Here is a 24,167-nt window from a genome sequence, read left to right on the forward strand (position 1 = left end):
AGTGACCATTTACCTGTCTTAGGACCGAAAGCATGATCCTGGGTGGAACTTGGAACATTTATTTTTCTTTTAAATGTGACAGAGTCGTGAACATGAAAGCAGTTGCATAATATATATATAGAAGGAGGGATTTCATGCTTAAACGACCTGATAAGATAAGTATTTTCAATTATTGTTTTGCATTAGGTGTTTCCGAAGTGTTCTTTTTATCTAGCTTTTATCTTTCCATTCTAGACGTTTCATTATTTGCTTTAGCTTTACCATTTTCCGCTTTATTTCTATTAGTCTCCTTATACCTATTCCTTCGAACAAACAAAGCTGCAAAGACTTCACACAATCAAGAAGAACGAAGAAGGGAAATTTATGCTTTCTATCATCAAACTTTCGGGATCTTCACAATCATTTTTTTCGTTTTGCTCTTTGTTGCTTTAGCGTATATCCCCTTGCTGCAAAACGGAGGACATGTCTATATACTTTATTGTTTACCCATGGCGCTATTTTGTTTGATTCCTTCGATTACCTCGTACAAGGGAATGAAATTATACAAACTGGAATCTGACAAGAACTTAACCAAAATCTAATCTGGTTATACATGGCCCTAAAGTGGATCCTCTTGGAATCCGAAAGCTTTAGTGCTTTTTTTATTTCACTTCAGTCATTTTACCAAGCCTTCAAGTCCCTAGATACGGCCTGGATAACGGGCACCGGCAGCAAAGCCTTTCGTTTTGCCCAAGATCTGCTTTGAAATAACTTCAAGATTTAATGAAAATGAATTGAACTTCATGTCCGTTAGGTCGAATTTCGTTTACGTTCTTTCTATGTTTTTTAGTTGAATGTATAGGTAAAATGAGGATATAATAAAGATAACTATCATATATAAAAAAAAGACACTGGTAAAAACCAGCGTCTTAATGAACAGCAAACTGCATAAAGAGCAGCGGCTTTCTGTGGTAAGTCAGTAGCTACTCGATCAAGAAAGTAACCCTTTTCCTACATACATCTGGCCGGATGGTATGGAGGGGGTTACTTTTTTAATGTAACCGCGATTACTGCGACGATTAAAGAGGCGAATGAGATCATAAGCATCAAACCGTCCATTATAGAAATCACCAGCGACACCCCCTTTCTTAAAGGAGTCACCGCTGCCCACTATACCAAATTGCTGTCCATTTACTATTATATCTGTATTTACTTGTTATTTATAGAAAAATATAGATATATTTAATTTCAGTATGTTTTTTTAAAAATCCCACTAAAGAACAAATTTCACCTGATTTACCCCTTATTCTTCTACTACACGGCCATCTTTATAAAGTGTCTTTTTGTCGATGTCTTAATGTAACTAACCTAGTTCTTTCGTTACACAACAAAAAGGTTGCCGCAGCAACCTCACTTATTGATGGATAGTACCTTCTTCTCCATTAAATCCTGGTTACTTATAACCTTTTAAAAAAGAATAACAATAGTCAAAATTATTACCCCGATAAATAATAAAGGTCCGATGCCTGAACTATACACGAAGTATATAGTAATGTGGCGGAAAACGATCACAACAAGAAATAAGAGTAACAGGATACACAAAATAATGATTAGAGCGGCATTTTTATTCCGATACAAAGTAACCAGCCCCATTTTCAAATCTTTATTTATACTAAAGAATAGGAAAATCAAACCATAGTAGATATTAGTAATAATTAGAATAAACAATACAGATTCATTCCGTTAAGAAACAATATGCCACCCACATTTTGTACTATTCTGTGAATATTGAAATATAACTTGCCCAGAAACCATAATAAAAAGGTTGCCGCAGCAACCCTGATTTTTGAAGTGGTTCATTCAGGTGGTAAAAAATACACTATTAGCTATATAACTTAAAAACCCTGAAGCTCATTAACAGTTACAAATGTATATCCTTCGTTTGATAACAATTTTAATACACCTTCAATCGCTTGAAGTTCTTTACCCGTATCATCATACATGGGATGCATTAATATAATCGAACCTGGTTTAATATGATCCTTCACATAATTTACTTTGTCAGAAGCAGAATTGTAATAGCTATCTGGCTCAATATTCCAGGTTATAGTGTCCCTATCATTTTTATTTAAGTAATAAGGCAAGCCTACAAGTTTTTTTCCGTTTGGTGGTCGAACGTCAATTTCACCCTTATATCCGAAGTTTTGAATTAATTTATCCGTTTTCTCGATTTCCTCTTTGATATAGGAGGACGATTTAAAAACCATTCGCTTGTGAGAATAGGTATGATTTCCAATTTGATGTCCTGCTTCTACAATTTTTTTAGCTTCCTCTGGGTATCTTTCTATTTCGTTACCGATTAGGAAGAATGTAGCCTTTACATTGTATTTATCTAATAGTGGTAGAATCTGATTTACATTCTTCGATGGACCATCATCAAAAGTTAGAGCAACCACTTTTTGATTTGTCTCGACTTTTGCTGTTAACCCTCCGAATAATTGGTGTGTTCTAGAATTCATTAATTTATATGTACTAAATAATAGAATAAAAACTAACAGTATTCCGATTCCAATAAATATTAATTTCTTTTTCATAAATACAACCTTTCTTTCTAAAAGTTTTTTTAATTATTTATTATAACAAAAACCGTTCCCCACACTTAAACAGCTATTTTTAATATCTAACCTTCTTTAGTTCAAAAAGAAAAAGGTTGCCGCAGCAACCCCTCTTTTTAAACTCAAGTACTCCTTAAGTAACGAAGAACCTGAAAAACATACTTCCACTTACCTATCACAATCTGGGATCCACAGGATCCGATTCCATGGCCAATGTTCCTAGAACACATTCATGGACTCTCTCTATCGATTCACCTTTTACATATCTTTGAATGCCTTCGATTCCCAGCGAAAATTCTCTCAGCGCTAGTTTTTGCTTTTTGCCTGTATTCCTGCTTTTCAGCCGCTCAAGATTTTTCGGTAGCAAGTAGTCCATTCCATAAATAATGTTAAGGTACTTTCTTCCCCTTACTTTAATTGCGGGCTGCAATAGCTTGCCTTTATTTCTTGAAATGTAGAATTCCGGCTTGATTACAATGCCTTCATGGCCTTCGCTTGTGATATCCTGCCACCATTTAATGACATCTTCTTCACTTGCTTCACTCGTGATTAGTTTGTATTCCGTTTCTATAAATAAACTAGATCGGATTGCAAACTCCCTGTTCATCTCCATATGCCATGTATGTGGCTGATCAAAAAAGGTTTCATTGCTATGAGCAAGCACGTGGAATGGAGCGATTTGTATAGAATTTATATCTTCAATCTCCCAGCAATACTTTTGAAAGACTTCTTTAAAAGTATAGGCATTTTCAAGTTTTTGCTCATACTCTTCCAACCATCCTTTTAACTCCATATTCTCACGAGCTGCTTCCGCTATTTTTTCCTTCAGCATCGTTCGATCAAGAATCGCATTTTCAGAAACGTGGGCATATTGGCTGCTGATGAGCTCTTTTGCCTTCAGGTTCCAGGGCATGATTTCAGCGTCCAGGAGCACATAGTCCGTATCGTACTTTTCAAAATAGCCGCTTTCATGCAAATCTTGATTGATTTTCAAGACCAGTTCTTCCTCCGTCGCGACGTCAAAGAAACGTCTGCCCGTTCTGGTATAAATAACTCCCAAAGATTCGATACCTGTATGCTTCTTAGCGGCTTCAGTATCTTTAAATAGAAAAAGAATCGCCCGGCTCCCCATATGTTTCTTTTCAGCAATCATGGTTTGAATCCCATGGCTTCTGTAATAATCGATTGCCTCTTTGGGATGCTCTAAATAATTTTCCAAAGAGGAGGGACTTGGTGTTGGACTCATTGTAGGCGGGATATAGATTAATTGTTCAATCGGTATCGTGAAATGTGATACCGTATCAATCGCAGGCTTTACAATATCCTGATGAATTTTAATCTCACCCATTTTTTCTGTCAATACTGAATACCCATTGATGAACTTGCCAATATTCGGCGGATTCAAACGGTTTTTCTCCCATTCTCTGAGAGGATTGTCATCGGCTCCTGAAAAATCTTGACTCGCTTGTACCGAAATGAATTCTCCCTCCGGATATCGAAAAGCTGTTAATGCTCCGCCAAAGACAACACCTTGATCGATGTTGATGGTATTGTTAATTAGCAGCGGTTGTGGCTTCGGATCATGTCCCCAGACAATCAGCGAGCTTTGCTTATGAGAAATATACCAATCTTTACGCACTGGCTTTCCTTTTTCATCAAATCCATTCGTATCACCGTAACGGCAGAAGTCACGAACAGCTTCAGACTGCTTTCCGATGAAAGCATCTTTGATTCCGGCATGAACACAAACTAAAGTCTGTACATCATTCTTGGTAAATACATAATGGGAAGGAGCTTGAAGGAGGAATTCTTTAAGTGTCTGTTTCGTTTCCTCTGCTTTTTCGCTTCCAAACTCCTCTTCGTACGCTTTAAATTCTTCTTCCACTTTTTCATCACCATGATTTAATGTTACGTCTCTTCCATCTAGCCATCTAGCAATTTTCCAGCCGTGATTGCTGTCAATCATATAGGCAACGTCCTTTTGAACATGTTCATAGAAAAAGAGCATCGTTTTAAGTGACTCTGGTCCTCTGCTCATGACATCCCCAATGGAAACAAACTTTCGACCTTCAGGGTGAAGATAGAGGCCTTCCTCATTTTTTTGATAGCCTAGTTTTTCAAGGACGAGGATCATTTCCTTATAGCAGCCATGAATATCCCCAATGATGTCGATCCCATTCTGGATGTCTTTTTCAATTGGATTTGTACGTCTGCTTACCTGAATATCTTCTGTTCCCTTTAACGTGTAAAGAGACGAATACCCTTCTTTTTTTAGGACGCGCTTTTCCCTTTTGAACGTCTGGTATTGCTGTTTAATACGTCTTTTTCCTCGTGGATGTTCTCTTTGTTCATCTCTGACAAGCAGATCCTCTTCAGGTATATCCAGAACAATCGATAGGATTGGGACATTATTTTTTTGAGCTAAAGAGATATATCTTTTCCGATCATCTGGGTGAAGATTGGTCGCATCAATAAAGGTTAATTTATTTAAACGGCATCTTGCTTCAATGACGGAATCCATCATGGAAAATGCTTCGCCTGAAATGGACTGGTATTCATCCATCAGATTGTCCGCTTCATCCTTTGGTCTGCCCCGCCAATCAATAAATTCAATATCACTCACCAATACCCGAAAGGCATCTGAACTAACGACCTCTGAAGGCAGAATCTCTTCTTTTTCAATCATGCTTTTTAACCATGTTGACTTACCGCTATTGGATGGTCCAATCAGCAAGACAATTCCTGCATGGGGCAATACGATTTGCATAGTTAGTCCTCCTTTCTTTCGAACACACACATTTGTGTCGGATAACCATATGTATCATGCTCTTCACCAATTCCTTCAAATTTAAGGCTATAGATATCAGAGTGATTTCGCTCTGTACACCACTGACGAAATTCAGCTCTTGTCCACTCAAAACGATGATCGTTGTGTCGAAGAACATCCTCCATATCGTATACCTCGTTATATTCACGGTTTGGCGTTGTAATAATCAGGGCATTCGGTTGATAGTCATGTAATATCGTATCCAGCACCTTAGGCAGACGGTACTCGTCGATATGCTCGATGACTTCGCACAAGATAATGACATCCTTATTCTTCAATCTTTCATCATAGTAGAAGAGTGAGCCCCATAGTGTTTCAGGAACCACAAATTTCTCTTTATTCTTCACTTTCTCGAATCGTCCCAAGGCTTTAATGGCAGCAGTTTGGGACGGCTCAACAGCCAGGATTTCTTTTATCCCTTCTACAAAACCAAGGCGTACTGAAAGTTTCCCTTCACCAGAGCCGAAGTCCACGATGCTTCTTGGATTCATTTGACTGACTGTATCAACGATTTTTTCATAGCGAAGATCATTCAGCCGAACCTTGCTTTCTTTTTCTTCCTTCTTCTCTTCAGGTTTCCTGTTCTCGACGATGCTGTATACTTCCTTAAATCTAAGTGATTGGCGATAGATATAATCTCGCATCGGATGATCCTTTAGCCACCCGTCTCCATATCTCTCAAGCTTTTCAATTTCTTTTTCATCAATGTAGTAGTGCTTATAGTTATCGATTACCGGAATCAATACAAACAAATGCCTTAACCCGTCTTGTAGTGTTTTCATTCCTTTTAGCGAAATGTACCTTGCTGAGCTTTTATCTTTAATTTGGAAAGAGTACTCAATTTCCGGACGGGTTATCGTCACTTCATAACCAATCGGCTCAAATAAATCCTTTAATTGGTTATCAGAAAGAGAAGAAACCACAGGGCCAAACTCGAACTGAAACGAAAACGGATGATTCACCCACTCTGTATGCTCTTCCTTCGGCTGACCGTTCAAAGCTGTCCCCAGTGCAGACCTAATCAATGAACAAAAAATGCTGCTTACCGCAAACTCCCGATCATTTATGTAATGAGTAATGTCATAGGAATTGGAATTGCCTTTTACCAATTCGATCGGGTCAGGTGTAACAAAAATCGTCGCTTCCAGTTCTGTTTCTGTAAACTTGCTATAAAAAAGGCGCACTAAATGGCCTTTATGATTTCTCTCATATAAATTACTCGGGTTCTTAGACAATAAATAAGATATAGCTTGTACATTGTCGCCCGAAGCCTGAATCGTTAACTGCATTTGGAACACTCCTTTCAAACACTTCATTCATTAAAAAAGCTAAAGTAAAAGTCTTTCTTAATTTCCTATTATAACAACCTAATATTACCACATAATGAAGACTTATCAGCATCAACTACGACATTATACTCTGATAGGGAGCATCTTTTAGAAGCATGTAAAAATAGGCTCTGGTCATGAGGAAGGAATTTTTATTATCTAATGGAATATTTATTACCTATCATAAAAAAGATTCGGAGTTGAAGAGAAAAGAATGAAAAAAATACATATTATCGGTGCTTCAGGTTCAGGAACTACAACTCTCGGAAAAGCATTATCAAACTCCATATCGACAGTTCATTTTGATACAGATGATTATTACTGGCTGCAAAAGTTTGGTGATAAAAGAGAAGTAAACGAAAGAAAACAAATACTCCGAAAAGATTTATTAACTTATGATGATTGGATACTATCGGGTTCCTTATGCGGGTGGGGTGATGAATTTATAAGTTATTTTGATTTAGTTATATTTTTATGGATTCCAAAAAATATAAGAATAGAAATGCTGCAGAAAAGAGAGGCACAAAGGTATGGCAAGGAAATTTTAGTTGGAGGCAGCCAATTCGATCAATATAATAACTTTTTAGAGTGGGCCTCCCTATATGACGAGGCTGGAATGGAAGTCAGGAGCAAGCATTCACATGAACAATGGATGTCAGGCTTAACTTGTCCTTTATTAAGGATTGAAGGAGATTATACAGTTCAGGAAAGGGTGGAATTTGTTTTAGAGTATGTGCAAAATCTGCGAATGAATTAATTCGTCCTTCAGAAAGATAATCCGACCGTTGCAGGATAATTCGGCCTTTGCGCCATTTATTCGTCCTTCAGAAAGATAAGCCGACCGTTGGGCAGGATAATTCGGCCTTTGCGCCATTTATTCGTCCTTCAGAAAGATAATTCGACCGTTGAGCTGGATAATTCGGCCTTTGCGCCATTTATTCGTCCCTCAGAAAGATAATTCAACCGTTGCAGGATAATTCGGCCTTTGCGCCATTTATTCGTCCTTCAGAAAGATAATTCGACCGTTGAGCTGGATAATTCGTCCTATCATCCTTGTAATTGAACAAATAATCCCCATCTACTTAACAGAGGGGGATTTTTATTTTTCATAATGCCTTTATTCACTTTACTGTGGCTGGGACTAAAAATTTGATACTATATGAAAATATGTAAGGAAGAAAGAATCCTATAACGAATGGATCCGTCACCGATATACATATAAACTCTTAATAGTATCCATAGCCCCCTCCTTACGTATTGATATATCGAAATGCTCTACTCATTATCGTTGGCACTACTGAAGCGTGATTTTCCTCCGGTGCTATATACAGTTTTACTTCTAATTGTTCCATCGATTGCAAACTAATAAATAATTGATTTGCATCATCCACCATAAATGTCTCTTCACTTCCAACAGTGATTAACAGCTTCCTATTCTCATGTGTTACAGCGTTCTTATAATATTGCTCTGCATACGTGAATAGCTCGTGGTCATTCCACCAGATCGAAGGGCTCGATGCTAAATAATATTGAAAAAGGTCTGGACGTTTAAATAAGGTCCAAAGTACAAACAAGCCTCCTAACGAATGGCCAAATAACGCCTGTTTTTCTACGTCCACTTGGTATTTTTGTGTAACTACTGGCATTAATTCTTGTTCCAAAAAAGCAAGAAATCTTTCAGCACCACCATGTATCCCAATATCTCTTCCTTTTAGTCGCTCTGGGTAAATATATTGTGCTGCTGGAGGAGTGAATTCATAAAATCTTCGCTCGTTTACCTCTTCATTTACTCCATGATGGCCAATCCCTATAACGATGGCCGGTGAAATAAATGTTTTCGGTGCATTTCTCGATTGTAGCTTTACAACATCACGTCCAAATTGAAAATACGCATGACCATCCAACAGATAATAAACAGGAAATCCTTTTTCTGGTGGGGCTACTTTCGGTAGAGATACTTTCACGTCATACGTATATTCCATTATTTTTGATTCTATTTGCCAAAGTTCTGTTTCGTCTAACTGAATTTTATCAGCCAACTCTCATTCCTCCATTAATGTTTCATATCCATAGCAAACTGGTGAGCCATTTTCCTCATCGATCATAATTTTCGCATCAATCTGGAATACTTGTTTCATTACTTCTTGTGTTAAAATCTCTTTCGGTGTTCCAACAGTAATAATTTCCCCATCCTTCATGGCAATAAGCTCATCTGAAAACCGAGCTGCATGATTTATGTCATGAAGAACCATCACGACTGTACAATGATGTTTTTTATTAAGTTTATCCACAATTTTCAGCACTTCAAGCTGATGGGACATATCTAAATAAGTAGTTGGCTCATCGAGTAGCAAAATGTCTGTTTCTTGTGCTAAAGCCATCGCAAGCCAAACTTTCTGTCGTTGTCCACCTGACAATTGATTGATTTCTCTTGACCGAAATTCACTCGTCTTCGTTATCTTCATCGCCCATTCAATGACTTCTAAATCTCTTTTCGAAAGAGTGCCTGCTCTTTTTCGGTGCGGAAAACGGCCATATGATATAAGCTCTTCCACTTTTAATTGCGGTGGAGCTTCAGGGTTTTGTGATAGCAGTGCTAACTGCTTGGCAATTTCTTTTGTTGAGATTGCTTGCATATTTTGTTCCTGCAAAAATACTTTACCACTTTTTTGTTTTAGGATTCTTCCCACCGTTTTTAATAGCGTAGATTTCCCACATCCATTTGGCCCGATAATGGTAGTAATTTTACCTTCTTGTATCGATGTACTCAAATTCTTGAAAACGGTTTGCTTCTCATAACCAGAACATAATTGTTCTACACGTAATACAGCGTTTGTCATTGGGACCTCCTATACTCTAGATCTCGCTAATAAATATAAAAAGTACGGAATACCAATAATGGATACAACAATTCCAACAGGCAGCTCTGATGGCTCAAATAATGTTTTTGCAAAAAAATCTGAAAAAACAAGTAAAAACATGCCAACAACTGCACTTGTCGGAACTACATAGCGGTGGTTAATTCCGACTAATCTTTTGGCAATATGCGGTGCTATTAATCCGATAAAACCAATACTTCCTGATACCGATACACAAGCACTTACAATTCCTATACTGCTTAACAACAAAATGGATTTTTCTTTTTCAACTCTTATCCCTAAGCCTTTCACACTAGATTCCTCTAATTGAAAATAATTGAGTAAGTGACTTTTTTTATAAATTACAAATCCCAAAATCGCAATCCACGGTATGATAGAAATAACAAATGACCAGTTGGCACTATAAATACTACCTGCGCTCCAAACTGCCGCCATTTCATAATCCTGAGCTTTCATTTTCAGTGAAATATATAGTGACAATGCACCAAAACCACTGCTTATAGCAATCCCTGTTAAAATGAGTCTTTGCATATCTAAAACGCCATTTCTCCATGAAAAAAGATAAATTAATCCCGCCGCTGCAGCCCCGCCAACAAAGCCAAAAAGTGGCATTATCAAAATAGAAAACCAGCTATCTCCTAATCCATTACTATAAGATATTTGAAAGAAGAACATAAAAATAACGATCGCTGCCCCAGCACCTGCATTAATCCCTAAAATACCTGGATCTGCTAAGTCATTTCTCGTTACGCCTTGCATTACAGTACCTGCTATACCTAGGCCAATCCCTACCAATGCTGCAATGACAATACGAGGCAAACGAAATTCGAAAATAACTAAATCATATTTTTCATTTATATCTATCCGAAGAATTGTTTTTATAATATCCATTACGGACATATCAAATGCTCCGTTGGTAATATGAAAGTAAAAGGCAATACATGTTAATCCTATAAAAACGAACATCGTTGTGATGAAACGACCTAATTCCCCTTTACCCATGACGTTCTCCCCCTCTTGTTCGAATTAAATAAAGAAAGAAAGGGACACCAATAATAACTGTTACTACACCAATAGGCGTTTCAAACGGGAAATTAATAAATCGACTGATTACATCACATAATGCTAGAAAGGTGGCACCTATTACTGCCGAACATGGGATAACAAAACGGTAGTCCATACCGACGATAAAACGTGTAAGATGTGGAATGACTAAACCAACAAAAGCAATTTTCCCGACTAGTGCAACCGCCGTTCCAGTCAAACATACAACAGATAACATACTGATTATTTTCACCCATTTTGTTCGCTGCCCTAAACCAACTGCAATATCATCACCTAACGAGGAAATCGTCACTGACTTAGCAATGCATAGAGCAAGTAAAAGCCCCAATATACCAAAAGGAATGGAAAGCCATAACATTTCAGGATTCACAGTATGTATTTTCGCGTTATACCAGACGCTGACGCTTTGTGAAACTTGAAAATACATCGCAACAGCTGTGGCAACACTACTTAAAAATGTCCCAATAATTGTTCCAATAATCGCTAGCCTAACTGGTGAGAAACCGTCTTTTAAAAGGGAAGCAAATCCGAAAACTAAACCTGCTCCAATAGCAGAACCAACCATTGATAATAAAATCATTTGATAATTCGGTAGACCAGGAAAAAATACCATTGCCAGCGTAATAACAAATGCCGATCCGTCATTTACACCCATTATCGATGGGTCAGCAAGATAATTGCGTGTAACACCTTGCATCACAGCACCCGAAATAGCTAAAAATGCTCCAACACATAAAGCAGCGATTACACGTGGTAATCGCGATGTTATGATAATATTGTGGTCAACATTACCCTTATCGAATTGTGTAATCGCATGCCAAACAGTTAATGCATCAATATCCTTTGCACCATATAAGACGGATAAAGCAATTGCCAGTACGATGAACAGTGGAGAAGTTATAAGAATAATAGAAGCTATCCAATTTGTTTTGTTCATTTCAATTCATCGCACCTTATTTTTAATTCAGTAAGTTTTCAATTGCAGCGTCTAAGAATTTCACTTTTGACCAAGCTGTTCCACCTTGTGCTAATGGGTCAATTGCATTCACAAATACTTGATCGTTTTTAACTGCTTCGATGTTTTTGAAAATTGGATTATCTAATAAATCATCAAGAGCAGTTAGATTGTCAGTATTTTCACTTTTATCAAACTGTACGAAAACATAATCTGGATTAATATCGGCTAAAGCTTCTAATGATAGCTCTGCCTGTGCCTTTGTTTGCGTAATAATTTCTGGAACTGTTGCACCTAAGTCTTCATAAATAACTGGATTTAAATATACATCTGCTGGGTATACACAAACACTTCCTGCACGAATACGCAGCACTAAGATCGTTTTATCTTTCAATGATTCCCCAATCTTCTCTTTCGCCTCAGCAGCCTTTGTATCATAGTCGGCAATGATGGTATCCGCTTCTGATTCTTTCCCTGTTAATTGACCTAATAACTGCAAATTCTCCTTCCAATTAGTAGAAATATGAGAGTATGGAATCATTGTCTCTATTTTGTTTAATTGTTCCGAAACATCCTCAGTGAATTTAGATGAGCCTAAAATAACATCCGGATCTAATGCTAAAATCGCTTCATTATTCGGGGCAAATTTATCCCCTACTAATGCTGCACCATCTAAGTCAGTTGCTAAATAAGTTGGAATTGCATCTGCAATAGCTAATACCCCGGCAGGCTTCACACCTAAAATCGCTGCATCCTCCATCGATTCAAGACTTGCTGCAACAATATTATTTACTTTTGCTGGTAAAACATAATCTTCCCCAAGATATGTAATTGTTTGTTCAGTAGCATCTTCTCCTTGTGCTGATTTCTCTGTACCTGCAGTCTCCTCTGTTGTAACCGAAGTTGTAGCTGCTTCCTCTTCCTGTTCACCACATGCCGCCAAACTTAAAGCTAAAAGTGTTGATGCCCCAATCAATCCATACTTTTTCTTCGTCATTGTAAAATCTCTCTCCTTAATAAAATGATAGAATTAGGCCTAACTAACTTTTTATTGATAATGATTATCAATATCAATGATAATCTAAAGATGACCGTTCCGCAATTATATTTTGAAAAAATAAATATTCTAATACTTAACTAAAAGTAATAAAGGCGTTGTTTCATGTAATAAAATTATAAAAAGTCACAACAAAAAGAAGTGAAGATGCAATCAGGTTATGACATCTTCACTTCTTTTTTGTTTGTTTGTGTGTAAATTACTTAGCCTTGCAAACCACCTTCTACCTTCTCTTTTCACTTAACATGTAGTTTCTCTAAAAATAATCAACTATATAGAGGCTAGTGTTCATCTACAGTGAATCCTTAAGCTCCTTAGAGATAGTAGAAAAATAATCCATGACAAATAAGCGAAATTGCTTAGCAACTGGTGTAAAGTATCGCTTTTCCGACCATCCCAATCCAATCGTCCTTTGGCAAGCAGGTTCTGTTATTCGAATTTTATGTGACAGCGACCCGGTTTGGTGCAGCCAAGTTAACTCTGATACAAAAGCGACACCTAAGCCCCTTCTGACAAGGTCTGAGATAACAGCCGGCTCATCACCTTCAAATGCAATATTCTGAATAAATCCAGCTTCTTGGCAAAATTGATCCGTTAAGTTGCGGAATCCAAAACCTGTGTTCATGCTAATGAACGCTTCGTCTTTCACTTCATTAAGATGAATGCACTCCCTCCCTGCTAGTCGATGATTGGGAGGCACAATCAAAAATATTTCTTCCGTTATCAGCGGTTCCCACTTAATATCGGGGCCTTCAATCGGAACGGACGAAATGCAATAATCAATCTCCCCTTCAATAAGCAATTGTTTCATGGAAGATACAGATTTAAGAAATTGTTGAAAACGAACATCTGGATATTCTGATAAAAATGTCCCCAGCAAATCAGGCAGCACTCTTGGAATGGTAACAGCCAACGTAATATTCTTTTGATCCTGGTCCGCTAATTCCACAATCTCGCGCCTTCCTTCATTTAATTCTGCAAAAGCTCGTTCGACACGGTTCAAGAATATCCTTCCGGCCGCATTCAACCTTATTTTTCGATGTTCCCGATCGAACAACGCCACTCCCAAATCTTCTTCAAGACGAGAAATGGTTTTACTGAGAGACGGCTGAGCAATTTGAAGTTGCTCCGCAGCCTTCGTCATATGTTCTAGGCGTGCTACGGTTTGAAAATACTGCAGCTGTAACATTTCCATTTTTATCACTCGTTTCGTATAGATTCAAATCTATTATTATATAACTAATTATGTATTATACAGTATTTAAAAAAGCCCTTATGATGAAATAATCTCATTTAGTTAGAAAGGGCAGGCTCATTAATGAAAGGATTACAACTCGTACTTCAAGACATAAAAGCAATGTGGAAACATAAACACGGAAGAATCGCCTTGATTTTTCTTTTAGTCGTTCCATTGATTTACTCAGGTTTCTTTTTAGCAGGGTATTGGAATCCTTACGGTAAGTTGGATCAGCTACCTGTTGCAGTGGTCAACCTCGATACAGGATCCGAAATGGACGATAAGCCAATCGAGGCAGGAGATGACTTTGTTAAACAATTGAAGAAGCAGAAAGAATTGGACTTTCACTTTGTATCGGCAAAGGCGGCAGATACAGGACTTAAAGAGGGCACCTACTATATGGTTGTCACGATTCCAGATGATTTTTCTGAAAATGTCACCACTTTAATGGATGAAAAACCGGAAGCCGCTAAACTTTTATATAAAATTAATCCGGGTAAAAACTTCGTTGCCTCACAAATTAGTACAACTGCAGTTGAAAAAATGACCACCAAAATCAATGCCAGCATCACGAAAGGCTATTCAGAAGGCATTCTTTCCAAATTCCAAGATGTTTCTAAAGGCTTAGCAGACGCCGGAAATGGAGCCGAGGAACTTCATCAAGGAACTGTCGATGCGAAAAGCGGCAGTGAGAAATTAACAGATGGAATTCAGAGATTAAATGATGGTGCCCAGAAGCTACGTACAGGAAGCACCCAGCTTTCGGACGGAGAAGAAGCCTTATCTACTGGCGCGGAAGGTCTAACATCAGGTTCCCAGACCTTGTATACCGGCATGAAACAGCTAACAGATGGACAACAAACATTAGAAAATGGTATGAACAAGGTGAGCAAGGGAGTTAAAGACTTGTCAGCTGGCAATGCAAAATTGGTTCAAGGACAGGAACAGGCGGAAAGTACAGCAAGTACCCTTAAGAAGCAATTGGATGCATATGCCCAAAGTCATCCCGAAGCAAAGCAAGATCAAAACTTCAAGCAAATCCTTGCCTTATCTGATGGATTATCCAATGCGGCCACTACTTTAACCGCTGGGCAAAAGCAATTGGGGCAAGGAGCGGCAAAAGTGGCAGATGGGCAAGTCACCCTTCAGGCTGGTATGAAAACGTTTGGTGATAAAATGGCGCTGGCTACCTCAGGTGCTAAGCAATTAAACGAGGGAGCAAGCCTTTTCACAAACGGATTTATAAAATGGACAAGTGGCTTTTCCACTCTAAACACCGGAATCACTTCACTTGCTGGCGGAAGCAGTCAACTAGCCAGTGGATCAACGGAACTTCTGGATGGACTTGCTTCACTAGAAACGGGCTCAAACAAGTTATCTTCCAAACTTAATGAAGCCGCGGATAAAACAGCAAGCCTTCAGTACAGCGATTCTACCACTTCGATGTTCTCTGAACCTGTGCAATTGGTCCAATCCAATCTTTCGGAAGTTCCAAACTATGGAACCGGAATCGCTCCTTACTTTCTGTCTCTAGCCTTTTATGTAGGCGGCATTATGGCTTCCAATATCCTGCCGCTAGGCCGTAGACAGAATCTTAAGGTTACCGGAACCGTTCATTTTACAAATAAATTAGGGCTAGTTTATGTAATCGGCTTGATTCAGGCACTTCTCGTGGATGCAGTTGTGCTCCTTGGATTCCATTTACATGTGGCTAGCGTTCCTGTATTCATTCTATCAAGCATCATCGTTTCATTTACCTTCATGACTTTCATACTTATGCTGGTAACCGTATTCGGAGTCGTCGGCAAATTCGCAGCCGTGACCCTTCTTGTATTTCAATTAGCCACTTGCGGTGGAACTTTCCCGGGTGAACTTGGAATGTCGATCTTAACACAAATCGGTCAATTTTTACCTATGGCTCATTCCCTTCAGGAGCTACAAGAAGTCATTTCATTAGGCGGCTGGTCAAACTTACAGACCCAGATTTGGATTTTACTTGCCTATCTCGTTTCTGCAGCAGTAATTGGCTGGATTACGAGTCATATCCAGCATGCAAAGGTGAATTCAGAAGATATAGCGTCATAACCTAAAAAGCAGTGCCATTCGATTAGAAATGGCACTGCTTTTTTATCTCTCCGCTTTTACTTGCAAAAAAAACATGATCACAAGCATATTCCGAAAAGGAAACCGCCATGACCATGCCTTAATCTATAACTTATTCTAAAATGATTATCTGTACCATTTAGTCATTCAGACATTACTTGTGATTAAGCAGTCTGATCAGCTTTTTCAGCTGGCTTATCTTTTGCCGGCCATGCACGCTTAATGAATAATGCCAAAATCAGCGCCACAGCTGCGATAAAGGTAGACACAAAGAAGGAAAAGTTAATTCCATCCAACATGGCCTGCATCCCGATTTGGGCCTGCATTTGATTCATCATCTCAGTAGTAGGCTGACCTGTTAATTTGCTCATCGCTTTAGTCATAAGATCCTCACCAGTCGAAGCTGACCGGTTAGACATGACCGTAACAAGTAGTGCTGTACCGATTGCTCCGGAAACCTGGTTCAGCGTGTTATTCATCGCTGTACCATGCGGATTCATACGGGCTGGGAGCGAGTTTAAACCATTTGTCATGATAGGCATCATTGCCATCGACAACCCGAATGACCGGATTGAAAACAATAGTACTATGTGTGTATATGATGTATCCATTGTCAGCTTACTGAAGAAATACGTCGTAATCACCGTGATAAGCAAACCAAGAGAAGCAAGAATACGCGCTCCGAACTTATCAAAGAGTTTGCCTGTTATTGGTGACATAATTGCCATTAAGAGAGCACCTGGAAGCATCAATAATCCCGAATCGAACGGGGAAATGCCTCGGACCGTTTGAGTGTACAACGGCATTAAGATCATCGCTGAAAACATTGCCATATTTAGTACGATCGAAATGGTTGCAGATAAAGCAAACATTGGATGTTTAAAAATCTTGAATTCAAGCATCGGTGTTTCCATTTTAAGCTGGCGTGTAATGAAAAGGACCAGTGAAACGGCACCAACAATTAATGTTCCGTATACCAAAGGGCTATCCCAGCCCTTGCTGCCTGCTGAGCTAAATCCATACAACAGGCCGCCAAAGCCTAAGCTTGATAAAATGACAGATAGAATATCAATTTTGATATCAACTTTTTCTTTCTTGTCTTTAAGTTTAAAGAAACCAAAAATTAGTATAAGTAAAGCAAGAGGAGTAATAAAGTGGAAAAGCATTCTCCAATCATAGTGTTCGATAATCCAGCCTGAAAGCGTCGGCCCGATAGCAGGAGCAAACATCATGACTAAACCAAACAATCCCATCGCCGAGCCGCGTTTTTCAACAGGGAAGGCAGTTAAAAGAACGTTCATTAATAATGGCATCATAATCGCCGAACCAGCAGCCTGAACCATCCGCGCGCCTAATAACAGCGGGAATACGTGTGCTACACCTGCAACAATCGTCCCGATTGAAAATAACAGCATGGCTGTCAAGAACAGATTACGCACCGAATATTTTCTTATTAAGAAGGCGGTTGTAGGAATCATGATTCCGTTCACCAGCATGTATCCTGTTGTCAGCCATTGGACCGTAGACGTCTCAATTCCAAGGTCTGTTTTAATTGATGGTAGTGCAATATTCAAAAGGGTCGAATTCAGTATGGATATAAATGCCGCGACCATTAAAATAATCAGGATACCATATGAGCCCTTTTTTTCAGTAATTTGAGCAGTACTCACTTTTTATCTATTCCTCCATTCAAACTAATAGTTCATTTTATTGTACGACTGGTATAATCCAATCTGCATAAAATCTATAATATACCTCTAGTTCAATTTTTGCAATAAAAATTTACTGGTTTAAATAAGGGTTTGTACTGTAATAGAAAATAGAGTACGATTACATTTATACAGGCAGTATAATGGAAATTAGGTGATTTGATGAATAATCGAAGACAGAATGTCATCGATACAGCTCATAAGCTGTTTATTGAAAAAGGATATCAAGCCACGTCCATCCAGGACATTTTAGACGGCAGCGGCATTTCTAAGGGTACATTTTATAATTATTTCCCTTCGAAGGGTGAATTATTTATAGCTATATTCCGTTCCTACCATAAGAAGATTCACCAAGCCCGTGAAGAACTATTAATTGGTCAAGATTTAGCCGATATTGAAATTTTTATTAAGCAGTTGGAACTGCATATGATGGTGAACAAACAAAGTAAATTACTTATCCTGATCGAAGAAGTGCGTGTGTCTAACGACGATGAATTAAAACAATTCATCAACCGAATCCAATTATTAAGCATACGCTGGGTGTATAGTCGGTTCCTCGATATATTTGGGGAAACCAAAAAACCGTATCTGTTAGATAGCGCCATTCTCTTTCTTGGGATGATGACCCACTTGAATCATTTTAATTATAAAGCCAAAACTATCAGTTCACCGGAAATAAAAGTCATCCGTTACTGCATGAACCGAATCGTCCATATAGTCAATGAGGTAGCTGAAAGCGGAGAGCAGATTCTTGACCCAGAGCTAATTGATACATGGATTCCTAATTTCAGGTGCAATCTTCATACCAGCCACAATGATCTGATGCAATCCACCTTGGCATTGAAAAAAGCAACAAACAAAGCTCTACCTTGCAGCGAAGATCGAGCCAAAGCAATTGAACTGATTGATTTCATCCATGAAGAGATAACGCAATCCAGCAAACCACGCCAATTTTTGATAGAAAGTTTGCTGAACACCTTAAAAACCCAATACGCAACAATTGCCCAGCAATATGTTGAAAATTTCGAAGAAAATATCAACTTCTGCTTGAGCCAATTAGAACAAGAAATATAAAGTCTGATGAAAATGAATGGGCTAACCTAAAAACTAAAGACAAAGAAAAAACAGTATGTTATTGAACACATACTGTTTTTTCTAATTTATGAAATGATGGAAAGTCGATTTATTTGTAACGACGGACGAATTATCTCTCTGAAGGTCGTATTATTCCTGGCCACGGACGAATTATCTCTCTGAAGGTCGAATTATTCCTGACCACGGACGATTAATCTCTCTGAAAGTCGATTTATTCCTGGCCACGGACGAATTATCTCTCTGAAGGTCGAATTATTCCTAGCCACGGACGAATTATCTCTCTGAAGGTCGAATTATTCTTGGCCACGGACGAATTATCTCTCTGAAGGTCGTATTATTCCTGACCACGGACGATTAATCTCTCTGAAGGTCGAATTATTCCTGGCCACGGACGAATTATCTCTCTGAAGGTCGAATTATTCCTGGCCACGGACGAATTATCTCTCTAAAGGTCGTATTATTCCTGGCCACGGACGAATTATCTCTCTGAAGGTCGTATTATTCCTGGCCACGGACGAATTATCTCTCTGAAGGTTGAATTGTTCCTGGCCACGGTCGAAAAATCGGAGGTGTTTTGCATGTGCAGAAATTGTGCATTCATGTGAAGGAAAATGGTCAGTTGTGGTTATCACTAAAACCAGTTTTCATCATCTGTAACCCACTTGCTATAAATTCCGTTTTCTCCATACACTCAGATACCCAACATTTTCCCACCCCGCTGCCACTGCTGCACTAAGATTTTCATCCTGCTCATAACCGACTATATGCTTGCCTACATGATTTTGACTGATTACATGAACAATATCTCTCCATATGGATGCAGCAGCATTTCCAGAGGAAAAAACATTTGATACGCCAATCGTGTCTCCACTGCCATTAGCAATAAAACCAGCAGTTATTTCATCTCCTTCTTTTGCATATACAACAACATCAGGCTGAAATAAGATATCCGGTAACAGAATGCCGTTTAAACCGGAAACCGATGTCCAGCACTGAAGTTCCTCTTCTGAGATGATTCTCCTGTATGTTGCCTTTTCAACATCTTCAACAATTGCAGGTTTATGGTAAATCCAACTGGCTTCATATAAAAGTTCAAAGTTATCTCCTAGTTTTAAGGATGAAAAACTGTCTTTAATAAACTCTGCTTGTGAGTCCTCTATAAAATTAAAGAATTCATCGTTACATACATCATTACTCAATGTAATGACATCGGGATAATAGGTCGGAGCTTTTTTATCCAAACCCCAGAGGTTATTTCCACTCCTAATTCGACATCCATGAAGTTTACTTATAATTCCGCACCAGACAACATTGTTCATTACAGCTAATTCTTGTTTTGATGTCAACTTACCCCTCCTCTTTATCTTCCTCTGAACAAACTACGCTTAATTATATTCGCTGTTATACATCGGAAAATCCTGTCAAACTCATATGTATAAAAAAAGTGTCTATCACTCTACCAGATGAAATTTAGTATAAAAATAAGGACGCCTACTTCTATAACGCTTTTAAACTTTCCAGTAAAAGATAAATCCCTGTAAAAATTAAAAGGATATATGTAAATATTCTAAATACCCTTTGGTTTAGCCGTTTGAAAATAATTTGACCTATATACAAACCCAGAAATACAATTGGAATTGCATAAAGACTTGATTCCCATATTACTTTGTTGGTTCCAGTAAAGATTATTTGGGTTATGAGACTGATGAAATAAATAAAGAGATAAAATGCTAAGGTAGTTGCTCTTAACTTTCCTTTTTCAGTATCTGTTCCTGTAAAGTAAAGCAATAACGGAGGGCCAGGCATACCGATACTTGTCGTTAAAACACCTGATATCCCGCCAACTATGAAATCCCTAAATTGTGTTGGTTTAACCCTAAAATTGCCTATCAGTAACAATGTTAATATTAAAAGTAGTATGCTAACCCCTAATTTTAAAGCATTAATGTTAATAGAAACAAAGATTAGAACACCCAAGGGTACGCCAACTATACTTCCGAAAATAAATCTTTTTAATAATATAAAATCAATGTCATTTCGTATCTTCAAAATTAATGATATTGAAATAACTAAAGATAAAATAATATTTATTTGTATGGCTTCTTGCGGTTGGAATAACATTAGTAAGAAAGGTGTCGCCATTATGGAAAAACCAAAACCTGTACTTGATTGCAGTATAGAAGCCACCAATACAATGCATATGAAAATTAGTGCAGTCCCCAAAGTACAAACCTCCTATTTTATAACTTATCTCTTCTTTTCTTTGCTGTACTTTTTCTTTTTCTCTTCTAATTTCATATACCCTCTCTTAGGTGATTAATAAGTACTTGACCCTCTCGTTACGTAATAGCTTACATTAAATGTATCTTAATTAGAGGGGAACAATAAACCCAAACCCAATATGAATTAACATCTCAAAAACTAAAGTTTCATTGTATAGTGCAATTTTTCAGGCTTCATTTCTATAGGCATGCTTACTTTGGTATTTGTAACCGATGTATGAACAAGAAAGACCTTCATAATTGAAGGCCCTTCCTTTTATGTATCAATAAGACCATTTCTCATCATCTGTAACCCATTGATTTTTCTTTAAATCAAAGGATTCATAATCATCGTGAAGAGAAAAGTAGGCTGGCAATGTGATTGATTGTCCATCTGCTTTTTTCCAGCAATCTGCGACCCAAGTAGCAAACGCTTGTTTTTCTGCAAGGTTAAGTTCTTCTTCATTGTTTTCGTAGAAATCCCAAAAGTCATCTGTTTGATTACCTAACAGGTGGGTGTATCTTACATTTCCAATCATATCCAGACTGCCTGCAAAGATAGTAGAATCCGTACCCTCGTTAAAGACTTCATTAGCTTGTCTATCCATTGAGAACATAGTAATGGATAAGTCAAACTCTGAAGGGTCTTCTACAAATGCTACAAAATCCAATAATTCCACTTTTGAGTAAATGGTGTATATATGTAACTCCTGCATGTTACTGATTAATGTTTCCGATTTTGCTTCAAGGTTTTCTTCTACTGACTTCATATAACTATCGACCGTATAAAGTGATTTAACTTCTTCATCTTCTTTGATTGATTTTTCCTCATCTTCTTTGACTGTTTTTTCTTCAGAATTGGCTTTCTTGTTCTCAGCTTCACAACCCAATAGCCCTAATAATAATAAAATAGAAAATATAACAAGTGATACCTTTTTCAAATCTTTTCCTCATTTCTATAACTTTTCCAACACGATTCAACTTATTATAACAAACCTTATACCCAAAAGGTCTCTTCAGATGCATACGAAAAAAGTTGCCGAAGCAACCCTTTTTGAAGTGAAATTTTCCTCCACGATTCAACATGTCTATGGAATTCCAAAAAATTCTTCAATAAGCCATTTCTTAACAGATCGTAGACTAAAAGCTAATTTTCTGTTTCGATGGAATAACTGATTTAGCTAGCCATCTGTTTTTGTTGTTTATATGCATTGTATTTATTCGTCATTTTATGAATAGGCCTATTTTGTCCCCTACTTTAAAAATGGAGCATAATCCTAAATTCCCTCACAAAACAATTCTCAGTAATTATACGGGATACATAAGGAAAGACTAACCATTATTGCTATAAAAGGAGGGCCTAAAAATGAGTACGAAAGATAATGCTTTGTCCATACTAGCTTTAGGCGGAGTAAATGAAATCGGTAAAAACATGTATGTGATCCAATATTCAAACGATATTATTATTATCGACTGTGGTGCAAAGTTTCCAGATGAAAGTTTATTAGGAGTTGATTTAATTATTCCTGATATTACATTTCTGCAGGAGAATATAAATAATATCCGCGCTTTAATTGTGACTCATGGGCATGAAGATCATATTGGGGGTATCCCCTACATCTTAAAAAAAATAAATGTACCCATATATGCCACACGTTTAACACTTGGTTTAATTGAATTAAAATTAATAGAACATAGACTATTGGGTGATACTGAATTAATTCAGATTGACTCTGATTCAAAGATTGAATTTGGGAATATAAATCTAGATTTTTTCAAAACTAATCATAGTATACCCGACTGTCTAGGAGTCACCATACATACCCCAGAAGGTACAGTGGTTCACACAGGGGACTTCAAATTTGATTTAACTCCTATGAATAAGCAATATCCTGACATTCATAAAATGGCCAGAATCGGGAGTGAAGGTGTCTTGGTTTTATTATCTGAAAGTACTAATGCTGAACGCCCTGGCTCAAGTCCTTCAGAGCATCTTGTTGGTAGCCATATTGAAGAGGCCTTTATGCAGGCTAAACAGAAAGTTTTTCTATCTACCTTTGCTTCAAATGTTAATCGCGTCCAACAAGTTGTGAACGCTTGCCGGAAGACAAACCGAAAACTCGCCTTATTAGGACGAAGTATGGTTAACGTCGTATCTGTTGCCATGGAGCGCGGGTACCTCGATATTTCAGATGGGATGCTGATCCAAGCACATGAAGTCGATAACTATGCTCCTGAAAGAGTCGCGGTTTTATGTACGGGAAGTCAAGGGGAGCCGTTTGCTGCCCTGTCTCGCCTTTCCAGTTCGAATTATCGCGATATGAGTATATTACCTGATGATACAGTGATCCTTGCCTCTACTCCAATCCCCGGAAATGAACGGGATGTTTCACGTATCATCGACAACTTGTTTCAGCTGGGGGCAAAAGTCATTTACGGATCAGGAAGTGTAACAGGCATGCATGTTTCTGGACATGCCTACCAGGAAGAGTTAAAACTCATGCTTACCCTGATGAAGCCTAAGTATTTCATACCCATTCACGGTGAATATAGGATGTTGCACCAACATCGAATATTAGCTGAGTCTGTCGGGGTAGAGAAGGACAATATTTTCGTTATCAATAATGGCGATGTCGTGGATATTGATAACTCGGTCGCCCTTCAAACCAGAAAAGTTCCTGCTGGCAATACCTTTGTTGACGGTATGGGCGTTGGTGATGTTGGAGAAATCGTACTGCGGGACCGTAAGCAGCTTTCCGAAGACGGGATGCTCGTAATTGTCATAACACTAAGCAAAACGGAAAGAAAAATAGTGTCAGGACCGGATACCATTTCCCGTGGATTTGTATATATTCAAAATTCCGAAGATCTCCTTAGACAGGTAAATCGCCTTGTCACGAAAACAGTCAACGAATTACAAAGTGATAAAATATACCGTTGGAATATCATTAAACAAACTATTAAGAAGGAAATAGGACAATATCTCTATAACCAAACGAAGAAGAAACCAATGATCCTTCCAATAATCATTGAAATTTAGCGTCAATTGAAGCTCCA

18 protein-coding genes are annotated in these 24,167 nt (G+C 38.1%); 5 read left to right on the plus strand and 13 right to left on the minus strand.

Annotation, left to right across the window (positions count from 1 at the left end; genetic code table 11):
* The first annotated feature begins 134 nt into the window (after nucleotides 1-134).
* The gene (locus JFV29_RS22420) at nucleotides 135-581 is read left to right on the plus strand and encodes a hypothetical protein (RefSeq protein ID WP_201186458.1); all 447 of its coding nucleotides are present in this window, start codon (nucleotides 135-137) and stop codon (nucleotides 579-581) included.
* Between the two features lie 1,293 nt (nucleotides 582-1,874).
* Here the strand turns inward: JFV29_RS22420 and JFV29_RS22425 are convergent.
* The 3 genes from JFV29_RS22425 to JFV29_RS22435 form a co-directional block, all read right to left on the minus strand.
* Nucleotides 1,875-2,573: a polysaccharide deacetylase family protein gene (locus JFV29_RS22425; RefSeq protein ID WP_201186459.1), complete on the minus strand. Its 699-nt coding sequence runs from the start codon at nucleotides 2,571-2,573 to the stop codon at nucleotides 1,875-1,877.
* A 196-nt stretch (nucleotides 2,574-2,769) separates the two neighbouring features.
* A complete protein-coding gene (locus JFV29_RS22430; RefSeq protein ID WP_201186460.1) occupies nucleotides 2,770-5,361 on the minus strand; it encodes a polynucleotide kinase-phosphatase in 2,592 nt (863 codons plus the stop codon).
* A 2-nt stretch (nucleotides 5,362-5,363) separates the two neighbouring features.
* Nucleotides 5,364-6,710 carry a 3' terminal RNA ribose 2'-O-methyltransferase Hen1 gene (locus JFV29_RS22435; RefSeq protein WP_201186461.1) on the minus strand — a complete coding sequence of 449 codons (1,347 nt, stop codon included), beginning with the start codon at nucleotides 6,708-6,710 and terminating at the stop codon, nucleotides 5,364-5,366.
* A 253-nt stretch (nucleotides 6,711-6,963) separates the two neighbouring features.
* Between JFV29_RS22435 and JFV29_RS22440 the strand changes: the two genes are divergently transcribed.
* On the plus strand, nucleotides 6,964-7,506 hold the full coding sequence (locus JFV29_RS22440) for an ATP-binding protein (protein WP_201186462.1): 543 nt from the start codon (nucleotides 6,964-6,966) through the stop codon (nucleotides 7,504-7,506).
* A gap of 493 nt (nucleotides 7,507-7,999) precedes the next feature.
* Here JFV29_RS22440 and JFV29_RS22445 read toward each other — a convergent pair whose 3' ends face one another.
* From JFV29_RS22445 to JFV29_RS22470, 6 genes are all read right to left on the minus strand, one after another.
* A complete protein-coding gene (locus tag JFV29_RS22445; RefSeq protein WP_242485384.1) occupies nucleotides 8,000-8,788 on the minus strand; it encodes an alpha/beta hydrolase in 789 nt (262 codons plus the stop codon).
* A gap of 3 nt (nucleotides 8,789-8,791) precedes the next feature.
* Nucleotides 8,792-9,589: an ABC transporter ATP-binding protein gene (locus JFV29_RS22450; protein WP_201186464.1), complete on the minus strand. Its 798-nt coding sequence runs from the start codon at nucleotides 9,587-9,589 to the stop codon at nucleotides 8,792-8,794.
* A gap of 9 nt (nucleotides 9,590-9,598) precedes the next feature.
* Complete coding sequence (locus JFV29_RS22455) at nucleotides 9,599-10,630, minus strand: iron ABC transporter permease (RefSeq protein WP_201186466.1); 1,032 nt, start codon at nucleotides 10,628-10,630, stop codon at nucleotides 9,599-9,601.
* Complete coding sequence (locus JFV29_RS22460; protein ID WP_201186468.1) at nucleotides 10,623-11,630, minus strand: FecCD family ABC transporter permease; 1,008 nt, start codon at nucleotides 11,628-11,630, stop codon at nucleotides 10,623-10,625. The genes JFV29_RS22455 and JFV29_RS22460 overlap by 8 nt, the downstream gene beginning before the upstream one ends.
* 22 nt (nucleotides 11,631-11,652) lie before the next feature.
* Complete coding sequence (locus JFV29_RS22465) at nucleotides 11,653-12,645, minus strand: ABC transporter substrate-binding protein (protein ID WP_201186470.1); 993 nt, start codon at nucleotides 12,643-12,645, stop codon at nucleotides 11,653-11,655.
* 352 nt (nucleotides 12,646-12,997) lie between these two features.
* The gene (locus tag JFV29_RS22470; RefSeq protein WP_201186472.1) at nucleotides 12,998-13,900 is read right to left on the minus strand and encodes a LysR family transcriptional regulator; all 903 of its coding nucleotides are present in this window, start codon (nucleotides 13,898-13,900) and stop codon (nucleotides 12,998-13,000) included.
* A 123-nt stretch (nucleotides 13,901-14,023) separates the two neighbouring features.
* Between JFV29_RS22470 and JFV29_RS22475 the strand changes: the two genes are divergently transcribed.
* Nucleotides 14,024-16,027: a YhgE/Pip domain-containing protein gene (locus JFV29_RS22475; protein WP_201186474.1), complete on the plus strand. Its 2,004-nt coding sequence runs from the start codon at nucleotides 14,024-14,026 to the stop codon at nucleotides 16,025-16,027.
* A gap of 182 nt (nucleotides 16,028-16,209) precedes the next feature.
* On the opposite strand, the gene JFV29_RS22480 is transcribed toward JFV29_RS22475, so the two are convergent.
* Complete coding sequence (locus tag JFV29_RS22480; protein WP_098175840.1) at nucleotides 16,210-17,658, minus strand: DHA2 family efflux MFS transporter permease subunit; 1,449 nt, start codon at nucleotides 17,656-17,658, stop codon at nucleotides 16,210-16,212.
* 258 nt (nucleotides 17,659-17,916) lie between these two features.
* On the opposite strand from JFV29_RS22480, the gene JFV29_RS22485 reads away from it, so the two are divergent.
* Entirely contained in the window at nucleotides 17,917-18,828 is a 912-nt protein-coding gene (locus JFV29_RS22485) for a TetR/AcrR family transcriptional regulator (protein ID WP_201186476.1), read from the plus strand.
* Nucleotides 18,829-19,514: 686 nt separating this feature from the next.
* On the opposite strand, the gene JFV29_RS22490 is transcribed toward JFV29_RS22485, so the two are convergent.
* From JFV29_RS22490 to JFV29_RS22500, 3 genes are all read right to left on the minus strand, one after another.
* A complete protein-coding gene (locus tag JFV29_RS22490) occupies nucleotides 19,515-20,195 on the minus strand; it encodes a hypothetical protein (protein WP_201186478.1) in 681 nt (226 codons plus the stop codon).
* Nucleotides 20,196-20,346: 151 nt separating this feature from the next.
* Nucleotides 20,347-21,072, minus strand: coding sequence for a sulfite exporter TauE/SafE family protein (locus JFV29_RS22495; protein WP_201186480.1), 726 nt, complete (start codon nucleotides 21,070-21,072; stop codon nucleotides 20,347-20,349).
* A 322-nt stretch (nucleotides 21,073-21,394) separates the two neighbouring features.
* A complete protein-coding gene (locus JFV29_RS22500; RefSeq protein ID WP_242486930.1) occupies nucleotides 21,395-22,051 on the minus strand; it encodes a hypothetical protein in 657 nt (218 codons plus the stop codon).
* A 425-nt stretch (nucleotides 22,052-22,476) separates the two neighbouring features.
* Between JFV29_RS22500 and JFV29_RS22505 the strand changes: the two genes are divergently transcribed.
* Complete coding sequence (locus JFV29_RS22505) at nucleotides 22,477-24,150, plus strand: ribonuclease J (protein WP_201186482.1); 1,674 nt, start codon at nucleotides 22,477-22,479, stop codon at nucleotides 24,148-24,150.
* Nucleotides 24,151-24,167 lie beyond the last annotated feature (17 nt).

Source organism: Peribacillus sp. TH16 (assembly GCF_016651095.1).
GTDB lineage: Bacteria > Bacillota > Bacilli > Bacillales > DSM-1321 > Peribacillus > Peribacillus butanolivorans.